Here is a 19,785-nt window from a genome sequence, read left to right on the forward strand (position 1 = left end):
GTCACTTCAGCCCGGTTCTCACTCCGGTTACTTCACTCCGGTCACTTCACTCCGGCACGAAGGCCCCGTCAGGGCCTCGACCGCACTACGACGTCACGACGAAGTTCCGCAGGATGGTCGCCGCCAGGTCCTGGTCGCCGTCGATCTTGATCCGGTCCTCGACCGCCTGCGGGCGCACCCGGCCGCAGGCCAGGCGGTAGTACGTCTCCCAGTCGATCGACAGGGTCGCCGCGGGGCCCAGTGACGGCGCACCGTCGACCGAACCACGTCCGTCCCCGTCGACGCGGACCGTGCGCAGGAACTCCACGGGGCCGTGCACATCGAACACCACCGCCGAATTGGGCGGTGCGCCCGCGTCCTTGGCGACCACATCGGGCAGCGCGGCCAGGAGGGTGTCCCGGGTGATCAGGGCACCGGGGGAGTCCATGTTGCCGGGCTGGCCCAGCGTCGTACGCAGATCCTGCTCGTGGACCCAGACGTCGAAGGCCCGCATGTGCAGCGCCAGTTCCAGCGTCTGCTCGGCTCCCAGCGGCGCCCGCACCATCGTCTCGGGCGCCCGTGTCTCGTTGCGCAGCTGACGCATGCGCCGGATGAGCGTGTACTCCAGCTCGGAGGTCATCTCCGGCGCGGTGTGGTGGCGCCGTACGTCGACCTGCATCTCCATGTACCGCTGGTGGTCGTTCTGCACGTGGTAGAGGTCGCGCGGCAGTGTGTGGATCGGGCGCGGATCGCCGAGCTGCTCGCACTCCATGCCGATGACGTGCGAGACGATGTCGCGCACCGACCAGCCCGGGCAAGGGGTGCGGCGGTTCCACTCCCCCTCGGCGAGCGGCTTCACCAGCTCGGCTATCGACTCGACGGACTGGGTCCAGGCATCGGCGTAGGTCTGGAGGCTGGGATGGACGGTCACGGGACCCCTCGTGCGGTTCTGCGGTGCATGGGCTGGAGTGCAGGGAGTGCTGGCGGCTGGCCGGCACTGACGGCGCTGTCTGCGGGCTGCGTGGGAGGTTCGCTCGCTAAGTTACGCTGCGAGCAGGCACCCCGGCAGTGCTTTCGTGTGACGATCGTAGGCCCGTGTTGACGGCTCGAATGCCAGGACGGTGGTAGTGTGCGCGCCTCCCTCATCCAGATCGCAGTAGACCCGGACGAATCCGTCGATTCCCGTAGGGAACGAGCAGCTTCGCTGGTCGTGGCCCAGAGGGATGCGGATCTGGTGGTCCTGCCCGAGCTCTGGCCGGTCGGCGCCTTCGCGTACACCGCCTTCGCCGACGAGGCCGAACCGCTCCAGGGGCCCACCCATGACGTGATGGCGAAGGCCGCGGCCGAGGCCGGGGTATGGCTGCACGCGGGTTCCTTCGTCGAGCGGGCCGATGACGGGACCCTCTACAACACCTCACTGGTCTTCTCGCCCCAGGGTGAGCGGGCCGCCGCCTACCGCAAGATCCACCGCTTCGGCTTCGACAAGGGCGAGGCGGTGATGATGGGCGCCGGCGAGGAGCTCGTCACGGTCGCCCTGCCGCAGACCACGCTCGGCCTTGCCACCTGCTACGACCTGCGCTTTCCGGAGATGTTCCGGGGTCTGGTCGACGCGGGTGCCGACACGCTGGTCATCGCCGCCGGCTGGCCGGAACGCCGCCGCTCGCACTGGACGCTGCTGGCGCAGGCGCGGGCCGTCGAGAACCAGGCGTACGTCCTGGCCGTCGGCACGGCGGGCACCCACGCCGGGGTCGAGCAGGCCGGGCGCAGCATCGTCGTCGACCCGTGGGGCGAGGTGCTCGCCGAGGCGGGTGCCGCGGAGGAGGTGCTCACCGTGGAATTCGATCCGGCGATGACGGCCACCACGCGGGAGCAGTTCCCGGCACTCAAGGACCGGCGTCTGGGTCTCGCCCCGCCGCGCTGACCCCGACGTGCCGGAGCGCGGCATACCGGCCGTGCGGGCGTTTCACGTGAAACAGCCCGCCCGGCTGTCAGCCGTCACCGAGCTCCTTGTCGTGCTCCTTGTCCGCCAGGACGATCACGCACACCGCCACGGCGATGAGCAGCGACGTGTCGGCGTCCTCGCGCACGATGTCGATGCCGTACGTGTCCCGGACGGTGAGCCACCGCCGCGAGATCTGGGCCAGCAGTTCGCCGTCGTAGTCCACGGCGAATTCGCGGTCCAGGATCTTGCCGCTGACGTCGAGTTCGGTGCCGTCCACCAGGGTCACCCGGTAGTGGTTGCGCAGCAGCGAGAGCCGCTTGCGCCTGACCTTGGCGAGCTCCTCACCGTTCCGCTGGATGATCATGGTGTCGCGCAGGCTGAGCAGCTTCTGCCGGATCTCGACCAGCACCAGCCCGTCCGCGTCCTTGAGCTCGAAGGTGTCGCGGACCCGCATGGCCTTGCCGTCGACGAGGAAGAGCTTGCGCCCGTCCGTGTCCTCGATCCAGTAGTCGTCGCCGACGGCGAACAGACGCTCACGTACGAGAAGTCTCATGGATCACAGGTTCCCCGACGCCCCACCGGAATGCGCGCAGGCCGAGGTGATGTTGACTGTTGTCATGACTGCACGTGCACGCGTTCGCGCCCCCGAACTGATCGGCAAGGGCGGCTGGCTCAATACAGGCGACCAGCAGTACACCCTCGCTGATCTGCGAGGACGCATTGTGATCCTGGATTTCTGGACCTTCTGCTGTGTGAACTGTCTGCACGTCCTGGACGAGCTGCGCGAACTGGAGGAGAAGCACCGCGACACCGTGGTGATCATCGGCGTGCACTCGCCGAAGTTCGTGCACGAAGCGGAGCACCAGGCCGTCGTCGACGCGGTCGAGCGCTACGAGGTGCACCACCCCGTACTTGACGACCCCGAGCTCGCCACCTGGAAGCAGTACGCCGTGCGGGCCTGGCCGACGCTCGTCGTGGTCGACCCCGAGGGCTACGTCGTCGCTCAGCACGCCGGCGAGGGGCATGCGCACGCGATCGAGAAGCTCGTCGAGGAGCTGGAGGCCGAGCACGCGGAGAAGGGCACGCTGCGCCGAGGCGACGGCCCGTACGTGGCGCCCGAGCCCGTCGCCACGCATCTGCGCTTTCCCGGCAAGGCGCTGCTGCTGTCCGACGGTGGCTTCCTCGTCTCCGACACCACCCGGCACCGCCTGGTCGAGCTGGACGCGGACGGTGAAACGGTCCGCAGGCACTTCGGTGCCGGTGAGCGCGGGCTCGTGGACGGCGGTCCCGACGAGGTCCGGTTCAGCGAGCCGCAGGGGCTCGCGGTCCTGCCCGACGGCCGCATCGCGGTCGCGGACACGGTGAACCATGCGATCCGTGCCCTCGACCTCACGACCGGGCTCACGACCACACTCGCAGGAACCGGCCGTCAATGGTGGCAGGGCTCCGCCACGAGCGGTCCGGCCCGGGACGTGGACCTCTCCTCGCCGTGGGACATCGCCTGGTTCGGCGACCGGCTGTGGATCGCCATGGCCGGGGTGCACCAGCTGTGGACGTACGACCCTGCGAAGGACGCGGTCCGGGTCGCCGCGGGGACGACCAACGAGGGACTGGTGGACGGACCCGGCGCCGAGGCGTGGTTCGCGCAGCCCTCCGGTCTTGCCGCTGCCGAGGACCGGCTGTGGGTCGCCGACTCGGAGACGTCCGCGCTGCGCTACGTCGACCGGGAGGGTGCCGTACACACCGCGGTCGGCACCGGACTCTTCGACTTCGGCCACCGCGACGGCCCGGCCGAGCAGGCCCTGTTCCAGCACCCGCTGGGTGTCACCGCCCTGCCCGACGGCTCCGTCGCCGTCAGCGACACGTACAACCACGCCCTGAGGCGTTACGACCCCGAAAGCGGTGAGGTCACCACGCTCGCCACGGATCTGCGTGAGCCGAGTGACGCCGTGCTCGTCGACGGCGATCTGGTCGTCGTCGAGTCGGCCCGGCACCGGCTGACCCGGCTGCGGCTGCCCGACGAGGCGGTACGCGTTGCCGACCAGGCGCACCGCACCCAGCGCGCCGCCACCGAGATCGCCGGCGGAACGCTGCGGTTGGACGTGGTCTTCCAGGCGCCCGCGGGCCAGAAGCTGGACACCCGATACGGTCCCTCGACCCGGCTGCTGGTCTCCTCGACCCCGCCGGAACTGCTGGCGGAGGGTTCGGGGCCGGGTACGGACCTGGGCCGCGACCTGGTCCTGGCGGACGGTGTCACCGAGGGCGTCCTGCACGTCTCCGCGATGGCGGCGTCCTGCGACGACGACCCGGAGAACGAGTACCCGGCCTGCCATGTGCACCAGCAGGACTGGGGTGTTCCCGTCCGCGTCACCGCCGACGGGGTGTCCAGGCTCCCGCTGGTGCTGGCCGGTATGGACGACCGGGGCTGAGGGCTCGGAAGCCGTCGGCGCCGTTGCGCAGCCCGTGCGTCGGGCTGCGCAACGGCGCGGCATCAGCCGTTCCTCGAACCGCTGGGGCGTCGCCCCGGGGGCCGGATCCACCCCGTACGACGCCGCGTCCGCGTGCTCAGGTCACTGGTAGCGGCGCTCGTCCTCCGACACGACCGTGGTGGTGGGCGGCACGACCATGCGGCGACGACGCGCGATGCTCATGTAGACGAAGACCCCGACGAGGCCGACCAGCATCATGATCCAGCCGACCAGGTCGACGTTGACCGTGTCGAGTTTCCAGTCGGTGGCGAAAGCGAGAATCGCCCCGGCACCGATCAGGAGAATGCATCCTCCGAGTCCCATGATTTCCGCCTCCTCGACGACCCGGTGAATCCGGGCCGGTGTACCGGTCGCGTACCCGGCCCGGCAACAACCATGTCCCGGTGACCTGTTGAGGAGGAGGAGGGTCAGCCGGCCAGGAACGCCGCCAGGGCGTTCGCCAGCAGGTAGGGGTCGTCGGCGCCGCACAGTTCACGGGCGCTGTGCATCGAGAGGATCGCGACGCCGACGTCGACGGTCTGGATGCCGTGCCGGGCGGCGGTGATCGGACCGATCGTCGTGCCGCAGGGCATCGCGTTGTTGGAGACGAACGTCTGCCACTCCACGCCCGCCTTCTCGCACGCCGCCGCGAACACGGCCCGGCCGCTGCCGTCCGTCGCGTACCGCATGTTGACGTTGACCTTGAGGATCGGGCCGCCGTTGACCACCGGGTGGTGCGTCGGGTCGTGGCGCTCACCGTAGTTGGGGTGGATCGCGTGACCGGTGTCGGAGGAGAGGCAGACGGTCCCGGCGAACGCCCGGGCGCGGTCCTCGTAGCTGCCGCCGCGGGCGAACACGGAGCGCTCCAGGACCGCGCCGAGCAGCGGTCCGTCCGCGCCGGTGTCGGACTGGGAGCCGTTCTCCTCGTGGTCGAATGCGGCCAGTACGGGGATGTACGGGATCTCGTCGTCGCTCTGCCCGGCCACGGCGGCCAGCGCGGCCGTCGCGGCGTGCACGGAGAGCAGGTTGTCCATGCGAGGTCCGGCCACCAGCTCGCGGTCGCGGCCCAGGTAGGCGGGCGCCTCGACAGCGTGCGGCATCAGGTCCCACCCGGTGACGTCGTCGGCGTCGACGCCCGCCTCCTCGGCGACGAAGCGGATGAGGTCGCCCTCCTCGACCTCACCCAGCCCCCAGATCGGCTGCATGTGCTTCTGGCGGTCGAGCTTGAGCCCCTCGGTGTTGGCCGACCGGTCCAGGTGCACGGCCAGCTGCGGCACGCGCAGCAGCGGGCGGTCGATGTTGACCAGCCGGTGCGTCCCGTCGCGGAGCGAGATCCGGCCGGCGAGTCCGAGGTCGCGGTCGAGCCAGGTGTTGAGGAGCGTTCCGCCGTAGATCTCGACGGCGATCTGCCGCCAGCCGTAGGACCCCGTGTCGGGCATCGGCTTGACCCGCAGATTGGGGGAGTCGGTGTGCGCGCCGGCGATACGGAACGGGGTGTTGGCCGTGGCCCCCTCCGGCACGTACCAGGCCACGATCGCCCCGCCGCGCAGGACGTACTTCCCGCCCGTGGTGGCGTCCCATTCCGCGGTCTCCTCGACCTGCCGGAAACCCGCCTTCTCCAGCCGGGCCGCGGCGGCGGCCACGGCGTGGTACGGGGAGGGACCGGCCATCAGGAAGGCCATCAGGTCGTCGGTGTGACCGCGGTCGAAGCGGAGGGGAGAACTCATGCTCTTCACTTTAACGACGGCTGAACGGGAGCATTCGCCGCGTCGGACGAGGGCCGCGGCCCATCGTCCGGAAACGGCCGCCGTCCGTGCGCCGGACCGGGGTGCCGATCATGGGGACGGCCCGCCCCGGGTACCCGGGGCGGGCCGTCTCTGCCGAAGGACTGAGGAGGACCTTAGAACGCGGCCTCGTCCAGCTCCATCAGCGAGTTGTCCACGGCCTCGGCGAGCGCGCGCTCGGCCGAGACACCCGGCAGGACGTTCGCGGCGAAGAACTTCGCGGCGGCGATCTTGCCCTGGTAGAAGGCGACATCCTTCGGGGAGGCGCTCGGCAGCTTCTCGGCTGCCACGGCCGCACCCTTCAGCAGCAGGTATCCGACGACGACGTCGCCGGAGGCCATGAGCAGGCGGGTGGTGTTGAGGCCGACCTTGTAGATGTTCTTGACGTCCTCGCCGGTCGCGGTGAGGTCGGTGATCATCGTGCCGACGATCGCCTCGAGGTCCACGACGGCCTTGGCGAGGCTGTCCAGCGCGCCGGACAGCTCCTCGTTGCCCTGAGCACCCGCGAGGAACTTCTTGATCTCCTCGGAGAGGGTGTTCAGCGAGGCGCCCTGGTCGCGGACGATCTTCCGGAAGAAGAAGTCCTGGCCCTGGATCGCCGTCGTGCCCTCGTACAGGGTGTCGATCTTGGCGTCACGGATGTACTGCTCGACCGGGTACTCCTGGAGGTAGCCGGAGCCGCCGAAGGTCTGGAGCGACTGCGCGAGCTGCTCGTAGGACTTCTCGGAGCCGTAGCCCTTCACGATCGGGAGCAGCAGGTCGTTGAGGCCGTTCAGCGCCTTCGCGTCCTCGCCCGCGGCCTCCTGCACCTGGATCGCGTCCTGGACGGAGGCGGTGTACAGCACGAGGGAGCGCATGCCCTCCGCGTACGCCTTCTGCGTCATGAGGGAGCGGCGCACGTCCGGGTGGTGCGTGATGGTGACCTTGGGGGCCGTCTTGTCCATGAACTGCGACAGGTCGGTGCCCTGGACGCGCTCCTTGGCGTACTCCAGCGCGTTGAGGTAGCCGGTCGACAGGGCGGCGATGGCCTTCGTGCCGACCATCATGCGGGCGAACTCGATGATGCGGAACATCTGGCGGATGCCCTCGTGCTTGTCACCGATGAGCCAGCCCTTCGCGGGGTGCTGGTCGCCGAAGGTCATCTCGCAGGTGTTGGACGCCTTGAGGCCCATCTTGTGCTCGACGTTCGTCGCGTAGACGCCGTTGCGCGCACCGAGCTCACCGGTGGTCCAGTCGAACTCGAACTTGGGGACCAGGAAGAGGGAGAGCCCCTTGGTGCCCGGGCCGGCGCCCTCGGGGCGTGCCAGCACGTAGTGGAGGATGTTCTCGGACATGTCGTGCTCGCCCGAGGTGATGAAGCGCTTCACACCCTCGATGTGCCAGGAGCCGTCCTCCTGCTCGACGGCCTTGGTGCGGCCGGCGCCCACGTCCGAACCGGCGTCCGGCTCGGTCAGCACCATCGTCGAGCCCCACTGCTTCTCGACGGCGATCTCCGCGACCTTCTTCTGCGCCTCGTTGCCCTCGTCGAAGAGGATGCCGGCGAACGCCGGGCCGGACGAGTACATCCAGACGGCCGGGTTGGAACCGAGCAGCAGCTCCGCGTAACCCCAGATCAGGGAGCGGGGGGAGGTGGTGCCGCCGATCTCCTCGGGAAGGCCCAGGCGCCAGTACTCGGAGTCCATGAAGGCCTGGTACGACTTCTTGAAGGTGTCGGGGACCGGTGCGGTGTTGGTCTCCGGGTCGAAGACCGGCGGGTTGCGGTCGGCGTCGGCGTAGGAGTCGGCGAGCTCGTTCTCCGCGAGCCGGGTGATCTCGTCAAGGATGGTCTTCGCCGTGTCGACGTCCATCTCCGCGAACGGGCCGGTGCCGTACAGCTTGTCGCGCCCGAGGACCTCGAAGAGGTTGAACTCGATGTCGCGGAGATTCGACTTGTAGTGCCCCATGGGAAGGCTCCGTAATCAATAGCAGTGGCGCGCAGCGCCCCGTGGAGGAGTGAGGATCGGGCGACGGGCGGACGTGGGTATATCAGCTGACCCCTACGATGATGCTACCCGTCAGTAATAAGACGCAACCCCTCAAGGCTCGATGTGTCCGATTACTCTTTGCGGCATGTATGGCTACGACCAGAACCCGGGTGCACAGCAGCAGATGGGTGGCGGCTACGGCGAGCAGCCGCTGTATCCCGAACCCTCGCCGCCCTCCCTGGCTGACGCGGTACGGGCCTTCACGACCGGGTCCCTGTCGGCGGAGGACTTCCAGCAGATCTTCGCGACCTCGAAGGTCTACTGCCCACGCGGCGACAACCCCGGATTCCTGGCCCTCCACAACACCCAGCAGCCGGTGATCCCCATGTTCACCACGCTCAAGGAGCTGCGGCGTTATGCGGGCAAGGAGTCCAAGTACTTCGTGATCACCGGGGCCGAGGTGATCGACCTGCTGCCGACCGGCTACGGCTTCGTCCTGGACATGGAGGGCGATCACCGTATGGTCTTCGACGCCAAGGCCGTGGAGCAGATGGTCGACTTCGCCATGCGCCGCATGTACGGCTGAGGGCGGCGCGGCCTCGAGGCCTTCGTCGCTGCGCGGACGCTGACCGCGGGACCCGGGAGGGGCCCGTACCGACTGGGTACGGGCCCCTTCGCGCGGTCCGGGGCCGGGCGGGAATGAATGTCGCCTTGCTAGATGTTCACCATTCAACTAAATTGAATGCAGAAGACCCTCCGGAGGTGGCTCCCATGCCCGCAGTGACCGTCGAAAACCCGCTGACCCTGCCCAAGGTCGCCGCCCCGGCCGATGCCGTGGCACGCCCCGTGCTGACCGTCACGACCGCGCCGAGCGGCTTCGAGGGTGAGGGCTTCCCGGTGCGGCGCGCCTTCGCCGGGATCAACTACCGGCACCTCGACCCGTTCATCATGATGGACCAGATGGGTGAGGTGGAGTACGCCGCCGGAGAGCCCAAGGGCACCCCCTGGCACCCGCACCGCGGCTTCGAGACCGTCACCTACCTCATCGACGGATCCTTCATCCACCAGGACAGCAACGGTGGCGGCGGCACCATCGAGAACGGCGACACCCAGTGGATGACGGCGGGCTCCGGTCTGCTGCACATCGAGGCCCCGCCGGAGTCCCTCGTCATGTCCGGCGGCCTCTTCCACGGCCTCCAGCTCTGGGTGAACCTGCCCAAGGCCGACAAGATGATGGCCCCGCGCTACCAGGACATCCGCGGCGGCCAGGTCCAGCTCCTCGCCTCCCCGGACGGCGGCGCGCTCCTGCGCGTCATCGCCGGTGACCTGGACGGCCACGAGGGCCCGGGGATCACGCACACCCCGATCACCATGGTCCACGCGACGGTCCGGCCGGGCGCCGAGGTGACCCTGCCGTGGCGCGAGGACTTCAACGGTCTCGCGTACGTCCTGGCCGGACGCGGGACCGTCGGCCAGGAGCGCCGCCCGGTCCGCATGGGGCAGACCGCCGTGTTCGGTACGGGGTCCTCGCTGACCGTCCGCGCCGACGAGGCGCAGGACGGCAACACCCCGGACCTGGAGGTCGTGCTGCTCGGCGGCCGTCCCATCCGCGAGCCGATGGCGCACTACGGGCCGTTCGTGATGAACACCCAGGACGAGCTCAGGCAGGCCTTCGAGGACTTCCAGGCGGGCCGCCTCGGTACGGTGCCCGCGGTCCACGGCATGTGACCGCACCGCACGGGGCGCGCGGGTGACGGACCGTCACCCGTACGCCCCTGCGGGCGGGCCGCCGCGTCGGCCCCGTGATCGGGTGGAAGGGTGCCTACCCGGAAGCCCCTCCTGCCCGACATCGCGCGGCGGACGGCCGCCTGGTGCGGCGTGCTGCTCCTGGCCGCCGGTGTGGCGGCAGTGGCGATCTGGCTGGTCGTCGTGCTCAAGACGGCGGTCACCCCGGTCCTGCTCGCCCTCCTCGGCACGGCACTGCTGGGGCCGGTCCACCGCTGGCTGACCGCCCACAAGGTGAACAGGTCGCTGGCCGCCGGGCTCACCTGCGTGGCACTCGTCGGGGTGGTCGGCGGCGCCGGGTACATCGTCGTCACGGCGCTCGTCGACACGGGTGCCCAGATCGTCGACTCGCTGAAGGACGCCGCGCAGTGGGTCATCGACCACTTCGACATCGCCGGCGTCGCCGACGTGGACGACCTCGCCGACAACGCCAAGAGCCTCGTCGAGAAGTTCGGTGCGAGCGCCGCGGGCGGACTGCTCAGCGGGATCAGCCTGATCGGCTCACTCATCACCACCGGCGTCCTGGCGCTCCTGCTGACCTTCTTCTTCCTGCGTGACTCCGACCGGGCGGCGGGCCTCGCCCACAGCATCGCCCCGCGCGGTACCGGTGCCCTGGTGGAGGCCATGGGGCGCAGGGCCTTCGAGGCCGTCGAGGGCTTCATGCGCGGCACCACGTTCATCGCCCTCATCGACGCCCTGTGCATCACGGTGGGCCTGCTGATCCTGCGGGTGCCCGGTGCGGTGGGGCTGGGGGCCCTGGTCTTCGTGGGCGCCTACATCCCGTATCTGGGTGCTTTCCTCTCCGGCGCGGTCGCGGTGCTCGTCGCGCTCGCCGACCGGGGGTTCGTGATCGCGCTCTGGGCGCTCGGGGTGGTGCTCGCGGTCCAGGTGCTGGAGGGCCATGTCCTGCAGCCGGCCATCCAGAGCCGCACGGTCCAGATGCACCCCGCCATGATCATGATCGCTCTGACCGCGGGCGCGAGCGTCGCGGGCCTGCTGGGCATGCTGCTCGCGGTGCCGCTGTGCGCGGCGGTGTTCGGCGTGATCGGTGAACTGCGCAAGGTCTACGAGGCCCCTGAGCCCTCATGACCGCCTGAACGCCGGTGACCGCACGAGATGACCGCCTGAACGCCGGCGACCGCACGAGATGACCGCCTGAACGCCGGCGACCGCACGAGCCTCAGGACTCCGGTGGCTCCGGCGACTCGCACAGCTCGAACCAGATCGACTTCCCCTCCCCCCGCGGATCCACCCCCCACGCGTCGGCGAGCATCTCCATCAGGACCAGTCCCCGCCCGCTGGACGCCATCTCGCCGGGGCGCCGCTTGTGCGGGAGCTCGTCGCTGGCGTCGGCCACCTCGACGCGCAGCAGCCGCTCGCCCCGGTCCCCGCTCACCTCGGCGACCAGCAGCGCGTCCCCGTCCGTGTGGACGAGGACGTTCGTCGACATCTCCGAGACCAGCAGCTCCGCCGCGTCGATCTGCTCCCCGTCGGACCAGTCGTGCAGCAGCTCACGCAGCTGCTGCCGGGCGGCGGCGATGCGCTCGGGCTCGGCCTGGGCGATGGTCATCGCCGAGCGGCGCCCCGGTGCCGTGCGGATCGTCGCGCCCTCCCGGCGCAGCACGAGCACCGCGATGTCGTCCTCGCGGCGGTCCACCAGGGGCCCGGTCGTGTGGTGCGAGCCAGGGCCGTGCACCGCCTGTACCAGGGAATCGGCGAGCTTCTCCAGGTCCTCGGTGGGCTCCTCCAGGATCGGTCTGAGCCTGGTCCAGCCGGTGGCCATGTCGTGCCCGCCGGTCTCGATGAGCCCGTCCGTGCACAGCATGATCGTTTCGCCCGGTTCCAGGACGACGCGGGTCGTCGGATAGTCCGCGTCCTTCTCGATGCCCAGCGGCAGCCCTCCGGCGGTCTGGCGGATCACGGCGGTGCCGTCGACGTTGATCACGACCGGGTCGGGATGGCCGGCCCGGGCGATGTCGAGGGTGCCGGTGTCCGGGTCGGCCTCCGCGTACAGACAGGTGGCGAAGCGTGCCGAGGTGGCCTCGTCCTCTTCCGCGCCGTCGTACTCCTCGGTGAGCCCGGACAGGAAGCGCGAGGCACGGGAGAGCACGGCGTCGGGACGGTGCCCCTCGGAGGCGTAGGCGCGCAGGGCGATCCGCAGCTGGCCCATCAGCCCCGCGGCCCGCACGTCGTGGCCCTGGACATCACCGATGACGAGGGCGATACGGCCGTTGGGGAGCGGAATCATGTCGTACCAGTCGCCGCCGACCTGGAGGCCGCCGCCGGTCGGGACGTAGCGGGCGGCCACCGTCAGGCCGGGCACGCCCGGGCCGAGGGACGGCATCATCGCCTTCTGCAGCCCCAGGGACAGCTCGCGCTCGGTCTCGGCCGCCCCGGCGCGGGCCAGTGCCTGTGCCAGCATCTTGGCCACGGTCGTCAGCACGGCCCGCTCGTCCGGCGAGAAGGCCACACTGTGCCGGAACGCGGCCATCCAGGCGCCCATGGTGTGCCCCGACGCGATCAGCGGCACGAAGGCCCAGGAGTGGCGTCCGAAGCCGCGGGCGAGCGGCCAGGTGGTCGGGAAGCGCTGCCGGTACGCATCCGGCGAGGGGAGATAGATGGCCTGCCCCGTCCGCACCACCTCGGCGGCCGGGTAGTCGGTCTCCAGCGGCATGTCGGTGAAGGGCTTCTCGTCGCCCATGTTGTGCCCGTGGTGGCCGACGACGGTCAGGCGCTCGCCCGAGATGCCGAAGACGGCCAGCCCGTCCGGCGAGAACCCGGGCATCGACAGCGACCCGGCGACCCGCAGGACCTCCTCGGTGGACCCGGCCTCGGCCAGCGCGCGCCCCGCGTCCAGCAGGAAGGCCTCGCGCGAACGGCGCCAGTCCCCGGTGATCGGGCTGAGCGCGGCCGGGACTCCCGCCGACGGTTCGGCGACCTCCTGGAGGATGCCCATCAGTACGTACTCGAAGCGACCCGGACTCTTGACGGGAACGGGCTTCGAGCGGCTGCGCACGGTACGGAGCACCGTGCCCTGCGCGTCCACGATCCGCAGTCTCGCCTCGGCAACGGTGTCCTCGGCGATCGCGAAGTTCACCACCCCGTCGATCTCGTTCCAGTCGGCCGGGTGGAAGCGGGGGCGTACCTCCGCCGAGGGGTAGACCGAGGCCTCGGCAGGCAGACCGAGCAGCCGGGCCGCTTCCGCGTCGAGCGTGACGGTGCCTGCGGAGCTGTCCCAGCTCCACAGGCCGGTCCCGATCGCAGCCAGGATCTCCTCGGTGCGCATTGCCCCACTTTATGAAGATGTTCTCCACGGACGCCACCGAGGGACGGCCGCCCGGCGGCCGTCCGCTCAGGGTCACCGGCCGCGTCCGGTGCGGCCCGGGAGGCCGTGCGGGATCAATGTCAATGAAGTGGTGCGCCTACGGGCGGTAGCCTGGGGTGTCAATCCACCCCGACCGCGAAGACTGGATGAACGACGATGCATCGGTACAGGTCCCACACCTGCGGCGAGCTCCGCGCCTCTGACGTCGGCACCGACGTCCGGCTGAGCGGCTGGCTGCACAATCGCCGAGACCTGGGTGGCATCCTCTTCATCGATCTGCGCGACCACTACGGTCTGGTGCAGCTCGTCGCCCGCCCCGGCACTCCCGGCAACGACGCCCTGTCGAAGCTGACCAAGGAGACCGTCGTCCGGATCGACGGCAAGGTCTCCGCGCGCGGCGCCGACAACGTCAACCCGGAGCTCCCGACCGGCGAGATCGAGATCGAGGTCACCGAGGTCGAGGTGCTGGGCGAGGCCGCCCCGCTGCCCTTCACGATCAACGCCGAGGACGGGGTCAACGAGGAGCGGCGCCTGGAGTACCGCTTCCTCGACCTGCGTCGCGAGCGCATGCACCGCAACATCATGCTGCGCTCGTCCGTGATCGCCTCCATCCGCTCCAAGATGGTGGCCCTCGGCTTCAACGAGATGGCGACGCCGATCCTCGCCGCGACGTCCCCCGAGGGCGCCCGCGACTTCGTGGTCCCGTCCCGCCTGAACCCGGGCAAGTTCTACGCCCTTCCGCAGGCGCCGCAGCAGTTCAAGCAACTGCTGATGATCTCCGGCTTCGACCGCTACTTCCAGATCGCGCCGTGCTTCCGCGACGAGGACGCCCGCGCCGACCGTTCGCCCGGCGAGTTCTACCAGCTCGACGTCGAGATGTCGTTCGTCGAGCAGGAGGACGTCTTCCAGCCGATCGAGAAGCTCATGACCGAGCTCTTCGAGGAGTTCGGCAACGGCCGCCCTGTCACCTCGCCGTTCCCGCGCATCCCGTTCCGCGAGTCGATGCTGAAGTACGGCAACGACAAGCCGGACCTGCGTGCCCAGCTGGAACTCGTCGACATCTCCGACATCTTCGCGGACTCGGAGTTCAAGGCCTTCGCCGGCAAGCACGTCCGCGCCCTCCCGGTGCCGGACACCGCGGGCCAGTCCCGGAAGTTCTTCGACGGCCTCGGTGCGTACGCGGTCGAGCACGGCGCCAAGGGTCTCGCCTGGGTCCGCGTCGGCGAGGACGGCACGCTGGCGGGCCCGATCGCCAAGTTCCTCACCGAGACGGACATCAAGACCCTCACCGAGCGTCTGGCCCTCGTCCCGGGCCACGCCGTCTTCTTCGGTGCGGGCGAGTTCGACGAGGTCTCCAAGATCATGTCCGTCGTCCGCGTCGAGGCCGCCAAGCGCGCCGGCCACTTCGAGGAGGGCGTCTTCCGCTTCTGCTGGATCGTCGACTTCCCGATGTACGAGAAGGACGAGGACACCGGGAAGATCGACTTCTCGCACAACCCGTTCTCCATGCCCCAGGGCGGCATGAAGGACCTGGAGGAGAAGGACCCGCTCGACATCCTGGCGTGGCAGTACGACATCGTCTGCAACGGCATCGAGCTGTCCTCCGGCGCCATCCGTAACCACGAGCCCGAGGTCATGCTGAAGGCCTTCGCGATCGCCGGCTACGAGGCGGAGACCGTGGAGAGGGAGTTCGCGGGCATGCTGCGCGCGTTCCGTCTCGGCGCCCCGCCTCACGGTGGCATCGCCCCGGGCGTCGACCGCATCGTGATGCTGCTGGCCGACGAGCCCAACATCCGGGAGACGATCGCCTTCCCGCTCAACGGCAACGCCCAGGACCTGATGATGGGCGCCCCGAGCGAGCTGGACGAGACCCGCCTGCGTGAGCTGAACATCCAGCTCCGCAAGCCCGTCGCGTCGGCCAAGGAGAAGGCGGAGGCCAAGGACTCCGTGGCGAGGGACACCGGCGCGAAGTAGGCGTCAGCGGTTCCGCTTCGGTTCCACGTGAAACAGTCCCCGGCCACCCGGCCGGGGACTGTTTTCGTGCGCGCACGGGATACGCACAGGAACGCACAGCCTGCGCTCACGTCCCTGCCAGCTGGGCTGCCTAGCCTCACCCCTCATGACAGAGAATCAGGGACCCGCACACAAAAAGGATCTGACCCGCCGACGCGTGATCCTCGCAGGTGGTGCGGCCGTGGCTGCCGCAGGCATCGGTGCCGGGGTCGTCGCGACTGCCTCGGCCGGCGAGGAGAAGAGCGGCAGCGGCAAGAAGAGCGGTCGGAGCGAGGCGTGCTACCGGCTGACCTCGGAGACCACCGAGGGCCCGTACTACATCGACGCCGACAAGATCCGGAAGGACATCACGGAGGACAAGGCGGGCATCCCGCTGACCCTCCGGCTCAAGGTGATCGACTCCGACACCTGCAAGCCGCTGAAGCGGGCCGCGGTCGACATCTGGCACTGCGACGCGCTGGGGATCTACTCCGGTTACGAGAGCATGAGCCAGGGCGGCCCCGGCGGCGGCACCCCACCGAGCGGCGCCCCCACGGATGCCCCGACCGACGCCCCCACGGGCACTCCGACCGGGACTCCCCCGTCCGGCGGCCCCGGCGGAGGAGGCGGCGGGCACAGCGAACCCACCGACGACGAGCGCTACCTGCGGGGCACACAGCTCACGGACCAGCACGGGTACGTGGAGTTCAGGACGATCTTCCCCGGCTGGTACCAGGGCCGTGCCGTGCACATCCACACCAAGGTGCACGTCGGCGGGAAGATGACCGACGCCGGGTACGAGGGCGGGCACACCTGCCACACCGGCCAGTTCTTCTTCGCCGAGTCCGCGGTCCTCGACTCGGCCAGGATCGAGCCGTACTCGACCAGCACCACTACCCGCACGACGCTGACCGAGGACACCATCTACGACCGGAGCGGTGTCACGGGCGGGCTGCTCAAGCTCAGCTACGGCAAGGGCCGCATGGCGCGCGGAGTGACCGGCTCGATCACGATGGGCGTCGACCCGGACGAGACCAACGACGGCACCGGTCTCTAGGGTTCTCCGTCACGTGGGGAAGGGCCCGGAACCCCACGGTTCCGGGCCCTTCCCCCTGCGTACGGACAGCCGGGCGGAACGCGCCCCGCCCCGGGTGCACGGAACCCGTACAGCCGGATGGCCCCGGTTCCGATTCGACGCCGCGGGGCCCGGCAATGACTGGCACCGAAGAAGACCGACCGCCCGTCATTGAGGAGCTCCGCACCGTGTCCCTCCTGCGCCGCCCGTATGCCCTTCTCGTCGTTCTGTTCCTGCTGGTCATCGGCTGCTCCGCCGGTGCGGTGCAGACCTCGGCGCCCCGTGGTGCCGCCGGTCCCGAGTCCTCGGCCGCGGCGTCCCCCTCTCCCGAGCCCGTCCGCCCCCGGGAGATTCCGGGGCTGGGCCCGAACACCCGGGCGCAGATCCCGGACTCGGCCCGGCAGGCCGTCGTGGTGACCGGCGAGGGCCCCGACGCCAACCTGTCCACGGCCGTGCTCTACACCCGCGACGACCCCGCTCTCGGCTGGAGACCGGAGGCAGGCCCCTGGCCCGCCCACAACGGCATGGAGGGCTGGACGGACTTCCACATGGCGGACGACCTCAGATCGCCCATCGGCGTCTACAGCCTCACCGACGCGGGCGGCCGCCTCGCCGATCCCGGTGCGCTGCTCCCGTACGACGAGCAGTCGCGCTTCGCGGTGAGCGGCGAAGGCTTCTTCGGGGAGCCCCTGGACGGGTCCTTCGACTATGTCGTCGCCATCAACTACAACCGGATCCCGGGCACGACCCCCTTGGACCGCACCCGGCCGCTCGGCGAGGAGAGGGGCGGCGGCATCTGGATCCATGTGGACCACGGAGGCCCGACCCAGGGCTGTGTCTCGCTTCCCGAGGAACGGATGAGGGAGCTCCTGCTCATCCTGGACCCGGTGAAGTACCCCGTGATCGTGATGGGGGACGCCGCGGCGCTGGGGCTGTGAGGACCGTACGTACGAGAGCCCGGGACCGATGTCCGGTCCCGGGCTCTGAGCTGCCTGCGCAAGGCCGCGTACGACTGCTAAGCGGGCTTCTCCTCCAGGCGCGGGAACAGCACCGCGCCCTTCGTCACCGTCGTCCCCACGGACAGCTGTCCCCAGCGGCCCGCGTCCTGCACCCGCTGCTCGCTCAGGGCGCCCAGCGACGCCTCGGCGCCCAGGGACTCCCACAGCTTCTGCGAGGTGTCCGGCATCACGGCGTTGAGCAGGACCGCGACACCGCGCAGCGACTCGGCCGCCGTGTACAGGATGGTCGCGAGCCGGGCCTGGCCCTCCGGCGACTCGTCCTTGGCGACCTTCCAGGGCTCCTGCTCCGTGATGTAGCCGTTGACCTGCTTCACGAAGTCGAAGATCGCCAGGATGCCGCCCTGGAAGTCCAGCTCCTCGCCGATCTTCAGGTCCGCCGCGGCGACGGCCTGCGCGAGGCCCTCCTGGACCGCGCGCTCGGCGTCACCGGCGGCCGTGGCCTCCGGGAGCGCGCCGCCGAAGTACTTGCCGACCATGGCCGCGACCCGCGAGGCGAGGTTGCCGTAGTCGTTGGCGAGCTCCGAGGTGTAGCGGGCGCTGAAGTCCTCCCAGGAGAACGAGCCGTCGCTGCCGTACGCGATGGCCCGCAGGAAGTACCAGCGGTACGCGTCCACGCCGAAGTGCGAGGTCAGGTCCTGCGGCTTGATGCCCGTCAGGTTCGACTTGGACATCTTCTCGCCGCCGACCATCAGCCAGCCGTTGGCGACGACCTTGCCGGGGAGCGGCAGGCCCTGCGCCATCAGCATCGCCGGCCAGATGACCGAGTGGAAGCGCAGGATGTCCTTGCCGATCAGGTGCACGTTCGCCGGGAACGTACCGTCGAACTTCTCCTGGTTGGCGCCGTAGCCGACCGCCGTCGCGTAGTTGAGCAGCGCGTCGATCCACACGTAGATGACGTGCTTCGGGTCCCAGGGCACTGGGACGCCCCAGTCGAACGTGGAGCGCGAGATCGACAGGTCCTGCAGACCCTGCTTGACGAAGTTCACGATCTCGTTGCGCGCGGACTCGGGCTGGATGAAGCCCGGGTTGGCCGCGTAGAACTCCATGAGCTTCGGGCCGTACTCGCTCAGCTTGAAGAAGTAGTTCTCCTCCTTGAGGAGCTCCACCGGCTTCTTGTGGATCGGGCACAGCTTCGTGCCGTCCTCGGACTCGATCAGGTCGCCGGGGAGCTTGTACTCCTCGCAGCCCACGCAGTACGGGCCTTCGTACCCGCCCTTGTAGATCTGGTCCTTGTCGTACAGGTCCTGCACGAACTCCTGCACACGGTCGGTGTGCCGCTTCTCCGTCGTACGGATGAAGTCGTCGTTCGCGATGTTCAGGTGCTCCCAGAGGGGCTTCCAGGCCTCCTCGACGAGCTTGTCGCACCAGGCCTGGGGCGTGACGTTGTTCGCCTCGGCCGTGCGCATGATCTTCTGACCGTGCTCGTCCGTGCCGGTGAGGTACCACACCTTCTCGCCGCGCTGGCGGTGCCAGCGGGTGAGCACGTCGCCTGCGACGGTCGTATAGGCGTGCCCCAGGTGAGGAGCGTCGTTGACGTAGTAAATGGGGGTCGATACGTAGAAACTCTTCACGCCGTCGCCCCCTTGCTTCTCGGATCCAGTGGCCGCCATGGTCGAAATCCTAACGGTCCGTGGGAGTTCCACTCACATCGTTAAAAGCGGCCCGGTGCTCGGAGAGCTTTGCGAAACATCCCTTCCCGTACCAAAGACGCATCCTGGGAGGAGTGGGCACGCGTGCGCGAGGCGGGAGACAACACGATGCGGGTACTGGTCGCCGAGGACGAGGAGATCCTGGCCGAGCTGGTGGCGACCGGGCTGCGGCGGGCCGGTTTCGCCGTCGACACCGTGTACAGCGGGGACGCGGCGCTCGCCTACCTGGGCCTGCACGACTACGACGTGGTCGTCCTGGACCGTGATCTGCCCCGGGTGCACGGCGACGACGTGGCCCGCAGGCTCGTGTCCTCCGGTTCCCGGACCAGGATCCTGATGCTCACCGCCTCGGGGACCATGGAGGACCGGGTGGAGGGGCTCGATCTCGGAGCGGACGACTATGTGAGCAAGCCCTTCGAGTTCCCCGAGCTGGTGTCGCGGGTGCGCGCGCTCCGGCGGCGCAGCGCCCGGCCCGTACCGCCGCAGCTGGAGCGGCACGGCATCCGGCTCGACAGCGTGCGGCGGGCGGCGACGCGGGACGGGCGGGACCTGGACCTGTCGCCGAAGGAGTTCACCGTGCTGCAACTGCTGCTGGAGGCCGACGGGGGGACCGTCAGCGCCGAGGAACTGCTGGAACGGGCCTGGGACGCCAACGCCGACCCCTTCACCGGGGCCGTCCGCGTCTGTATGAGCAAGCTGCGCGGCAAGCTCGGGGAGCCCGCCCTCATCCGCACGGTGCAGGGCGTGGGGTACGCCCTGTGAAGCGGCTGCTGAGGCGGCTGCGGGCGACCGGTGCCTCGCAG

16 protein-coding genes are annotated in these 19,785 nt (G+C 69.6%); 9 read left to right on the forward strand and 7 right to left on the reverse strand.

Annotated features, from left to right (window positions below; translation table 11 throughout):
• Window positions 1–85: 85 nt before the first annotated feature.
• Entirely contained in the window at window positions 86–910 is an 825-nt protein-coding gene (locus ACFQ6X_RS03145) for a maleylpyruvate isomerase family mycothiol-dependent enzyme (RefSeq protein ID WP_383175016.1), read from the reverse strand.
• 198 nt (window positions 911–1,108) lie between these two features.
• Between ACFQ6X_RS03145 and ACFQ6X_RS03150 the strand changes: the two genes are divergently transcribed.
• On the forward strand, window positions 1,109–1,900 hold the full coding sequence (locus ACFQ6X_RS03150; RefSeq protein WP_383175019.1) for a carbon-nitrogen family hydrolase: 792 nt from the start codon (window positions 1,109–1,111) through the stop codon (window positions 1,898–1,900).
• 67 nt (window positions 1,901–1,967) lie between these two features.
• Here ACFQ6X_RS03150 and ACFQ6X_RS03155 read toward each other — a convergent pair whose 3' ends face one another.
• Window positions 1,968–2,474 (reverse strand): LURP-one-related/scramblase family protein, encoded by a 507-nt coding sequence (locus ACFQ6X_RS03155; RefSeq protein ID WP_383175022.1) that lies wholly within the window; start codon window positions 2,472–2,474, stop codon window positions 1,968–1,970.
• Window positions 2,475–2,538: 64 nt separating this feature from the next.
• On the opposite strand from ACFQ6X_RS03155, the gene ACFQ6X_RS03160 reads away from it, so the two are divergent.
• Window positions 2,539–4,350, forward strand: a complete 1,812-nt coding sequence (locus ACFQ6X_RS03160) for an NHL domain-containing thioredoxin family protein (protein WP_383175025.1) — start codon at window positions 2,539–2,541, stop codon at window positions 4,348–4,350.
• Between the two features lie 141 nt (window positions 4,351–4,491).
• Here ACFQ6X_RS03160 and ACFQ6X_RS03165 read toward each other — a convergent pair whose 3' ends face one another.
• The 3 genes from ACFQ6X_RS03165 to ACFQ6X_RS03175 all read right to left on the reverse strand — a co-directional run bounded on the left by ACFQ6X_RS03165 (window position 4,492) and on the right by ACFQ6X_RS03175 (window position 8,116).
• On the reverse strand, window positions 4,492–4,713 hold the full coding sequence (locus tag ACFQ6X_RS03165; protein WP_351180967.1) for a DUF6458 family protein: 222 nt from the start codon (window positions 4,711–4,713) through the stop codon (window positions 4,492–4,494).
• Between the two features lie 104 nt (window positions 4,714–4,817).
• Window positions 4,818–6,116 carry a M18 family aminopeptidase gene (locus ACFQ6X_RS03170; protein ID WP_383175028.1) on the reverse strand — a complete coding sequence of 433 codons (1,299 nt, stop codon included), beginning with the start codon at window positions 6,114–6,116 and terminating at the stop codon, window positions 4,818–4,820.
• A gap of 173 nt (window positions 6,117–6,289) precedes the next feature.
• Window positions 6,290–8,116 (reverse strand): acyl-CoA dehydrogenase, encoded by a 1,827-nt coding sequence (locus ACFQ6X_RS03175; RefSeq protein WP_383175031.1) that lies wholly within the window; start codon window positions 8,114–8,116, stop codon window positions 6,290–6,292.
• Window positions 8,117–8,282: 166 nt separating this feature from the next.
• Here ACFQ6X_RS03175 and ACFQ6X_RS03180 point away from each other — a divergent pair, with 166 nt between their 5' ends.
• From ACFQ6X_RS03180 to ACFQ6X_RS03190, 3 genes are all read left to right on the forward strand, one after another.
• Entirely contained in the window at window positions 8,283–8,723 is a 441-nt protein-coding gene (locus ACFQ6X_RS03180) for an SseB family protein (RefSeq protein ID WP_307126116.1), read from the forward strand.
• Window positions 8,724–8,908: 185 nt separating this feature from the next.
• Window positions 8,909–9,865, forward strand: a complete 957-nt coding sequence (locus ACFQ6X_RS03185; RefSeq protein ID WP_383175035.1) for a pirin family protein — start codon at window positions 8,909–8,911, stop codon at window positions 9,863–9,865.
• A gap of 90 nt (window positions 9,866–9,955) precedes the next feature.
• Entirely contained in the window at window positions 9,956–11,011 is a 1,056-nt protein-coding gene (locus tag ACFQ6X_RS03190; RefSeq protein ID WP_383175038.1) for an AI-2E family transporter, read from the forward strand.
• Between the two features lie 91 nt (window positions 11,012–11,102).
• Here the strand turns inward: ACFQ6X_RS03190 and ACFQ6X_RS03195 are convergent, their stop codons facing one another.
• A complete protein-coding gene (locus ACFQ6X_RS03195; RefSeq protein WP_383175041.1) occupies window positions 11,103–13,208 on the reverse strand; it encodes a SpoIIE family protein phosphatase in 2,106 nt (701 codons plus the stop codon).
• A 195-nt stretch (window positions 13,209–13,403) separates the two neighbouring features.
• Here ACFQ6X_RS03195 and aspS point away from each other — a divergent pair, with 195 nt between their 5' ends.
• The 3 genes from aspS to ACFQ6X_RS03210 all read left to right on the forward strand — a co-directional run bounded on the left by aspS (window position 13,404) and on the right by ACFQ6X_RS03210 (window position 17,252).
• Window positions 13,404–15,221, forward strand: coding sequence for an aspartate--tRNA ligase (aspS, locus tag ACFQ6X_RS03200; protein ID WP_383175044.1), 1,818 nt, complete (start codon window positions 13,404–13,406; stop codon window positions 15,219–15,221).
• A 145-nt stretch (window positions 15,222–15,366) separates the two neighbouring features.
• Window positions 15,367–16,296 carry an intradiol ring-cleavage dioxygenase gene (locus ACFQ6X_RS03205; protein ID WP_383175047.1) on the forward strand — a complete coding sequence of 310 codons (930 nt, stop codon included), beginning with the start codon at window positions 15,367–15,369 and terminating at the stop codon, window positions 16,294–16,296.
• Window positions 16,297–16,502: 206 nt separating this feature from the next.
• Window positions 16,503–17,252 (forward strand): hypothetical protein, encoded by a 750-nt coding sequence (locus tag ACFQ6X_RS03210; RefSeq protein WP_383175050.1) that lies wholly within the window; start codon window positions 16,503–16,505, stop codon window positions 17,250–17,252.
• A gap of 77 nt (window positions 17,253–17,329) precedes the next feature.
• Here the strand turns inward: ACFQ6X_RS03210 and metG are convergent, their stop codons facing one another.
• Complete coding sequence (gene metG, locus ACFQ6X_RS03215; protein ID WP_351166213.1) at window positions 17,330–18,943, reverse strand: methionine--tRNA ligase; 1,614 nt, start codon at window positions 18,941–18,943, stop codon at window positions 17,330–17,332.
• Window positions 18,944–19,090: 147 nt separating this feature from the next.
• Between metG and ACFQ6X_RS03220 the strand changes: the two genes are divergently transcribed.
• On the forward strand, window positions 19,091–19,744 hold the full coding sequence (locus ACFQ6X_RS03220; protein WP_383175394.1) for a response regulator transcription factor: 654 nt from the start codon (window positions 19,091–19,093) through the stop codon (window positions 19,742–19,744).
• Window positions 19,745–19,785 lie beyond the last annotated feature (41 nt).

Origin of the sequence: Streptomyces sp. NPDC056452, from assembly GCF_042796085.1 — a bacterium.
In the GTDB taxonomy this organism is placed as follows: Bacteria; Actinomycetota; Actinomycetes; order Streptomycetales; family Streptomycetaceae; genus Streptomyces.